Annotated in this window: 2 protein-coding genes; both read right to left on the reverse strand. The window is 47.3% G+C overall.

The window, feature by feature from the left end; all coding sequences use genetic code 11:
- Nucleotides 1–56: 56 nt before the first annotated feature.
- A complete protein-coding gene (locus GX117_14400; protein NLO34521.1) occupies nucleotides 57–1022 on the reverse strand; it encodes a hypothetical protein in 966 nt (321 codons plus the stop codon).
- Between the two features lie 35 nt (nucleotides 1023–1057).
- Nucleotides 1058–1891: a transketolase gene (locus GX117_14405; GenBank protein ID NLO34522.1), complete on the reverse strand. Its 834-nt coding sequence runs from the start codon at nucleotides 1889–1891 to the stop codon at nucleotides 1058–1060.
- Nucleotides 1892–2108 lie beyond the last annotated feature (217 nt).

Genomic DNA, 2108 nt, shown 5'->3' on the forward strand with positions numbered 1-2108 from the left:
AAAAAGAATTCAACCAGTCAAGCCCTGTCAAACTTTTATTTCAGCACTTGCTTCTCTCACTCAAGATCCTTTTGAACCGTCGCGACGATCTGGTCCGGAAGCAGACCGCATTTTTCCAGCTGATCTTCGTAAGAGGCAATTTTCATAAACTCATCTTTCAAACCCAAGATCTTCAGCCTGGCCCCTGGACCATGCTGCGCCATAATCTCCGCAACAGCACCGCCCAAACCGCCCAGAACAGTGTTTTCTTCGAGCGTGTAAACGTGTTGTGTTCCAGCAGCGACATTGAGCAGGAACTCCTTGTCAAGTGGCTTAATTGTGATCACATCGTAGACACCCACTTCAATCCCTTTGCCACTCAGAATTTCAGCAGCTTCAAGGGCACGCCCTACCATGGGCCCGGTGGCTACCAAAGCGGCATCTTTGCCTTCGCGAAGGGCATAAATCTTGCCGATCTCAAAATCGAAATCTTCCTTGTATATGATCGGCATCACGGGGAGTCCTCCGACCCTCAGGTACGACGGACCGACATAGTCTATCATGGCTCGGATTGCTTTATACATGCTCAGACCGTCCGATGGCGATAAGACAGTCATGTTCGGAAGGGAACGCATGATGGTAATATCTTCAAGCCCGTAATGCGATGAACCGGCTTTGCCCCCGCGGACACCCGCGTTGGTGCCGATGAGCTTTACATTGAGATTCATGTTTGCAATGCCTGTACGAATTTGCTCCAGGGCCCTCAGCGCAATGAAAGGTACAAAAGAAGAGGCGATGGGGATTTTTCCCTCTTTCGCCAGTCCGCCAGCCATTCCTATCATGTTCTGTTCACAAATTCCAAGATTGAAGTATTGGCCTTCATAAGTGTAACATTCATAAACCCCGACTGCTTTGGCCAGATCCGCAGCCAGAACAACAACATCTTTATTGGATTCAACAGCATCAATCACCGCGTCAGAAACAGGCCCTTTGTGCCAATTCTTTGAGCATTCTGTGATCTTATCTTTTGTAATTTCCGTCATGAGGCACCTCCAGTATTTTGATAAACTTTTTCCACTTATGACATCAGGTCGGCTTTTGCGGCTTCCCACATTTCCTTAGTGACGAAATGTGTGTGATGCCAGTCATTATTATCTTCGAAGAAAGATACGCCCTTACCTTTAACGGTTTTTGCGATAACGACCAGCGGTTTGTTCTTGGGCATTCTCTTGTCAGACAAAACGGTAAGCAGCTGCTCAATATTATGCCCGTCGATTTCTTCGACTTCCCATCCAAAAGCCCGCCATTTATCGGCGAAATTTCCCATGTCACAAATGGTGCGTGATTCGTGATCACACTGCATTCCGTTGTCATCAACGATCACGACCAGGTTATCAAGTCCGTACTGAGCAGAAGCAAGCGCGCACTCCCACACCTGACCTTCATTGCATTCGCCGTTGCCAACCAAAACGAATGTGCGATAGCTTTTCTTGTCGATCTTTCCGGCAAGGGCGACACCAGCGCCTATTGAAATTCCCTGGCCGAGGCTTCCCGTCGAAGCCTCAATTCCATGTTCCACGCTCATCTCAGGCTGCATCCCGAGAAAGCTGGCGTGTTCACCATATTTCTTCAAATCTTCCAATGGGAAGAAGCCAGCAAGCGCAAGCGCCGGATAAAGGCCGGCACATCCGTGTCCCTTGCTCAAAATAAAACGATCCCTGTCTTCCCATGTGGGATTTTGGGGATCGAATTTCATGATGTCAAAATAGAGGGCTCCGACGATATCAATCAGTGAGTAAGCCGGTCCGAAATGAACACCGCCCTCCACCTCTACGGTCATTTCAAATGCATACCTTCTCACAAGTTTGCACTTTTCCTGCACTTCCTTAACCCGTTCGTCCCATGTCTTCATCACATAATTTCCTTTCAACAGTTATAGCGTTTTCTTTATAATTTAATACTTTAATCTACTGTAATAATACACAAATGAAGCCCCCCATCGCGGTAGATTGTACAACATGTTCCTCAGTTCGTCAATGCCTTTCTTATCTTGACCATTCCGATTAAACTGTACTATAATTTACAGGCGGTTTAATTAGGAAGCAGAACTGAGCGAGCGTTTCCGCCAG

It is taken from the genome of Candidatus Hydrogenedentota bacterium (assembly GCA_012523015.1).
In the GTDB taxonomy this organism is placed as follows: domain Bacteria; phylum Hydrogenedentota; class Hydrogenedentia; order Hydrogenedentales; family CAITNO01; genus JAAYBJ01.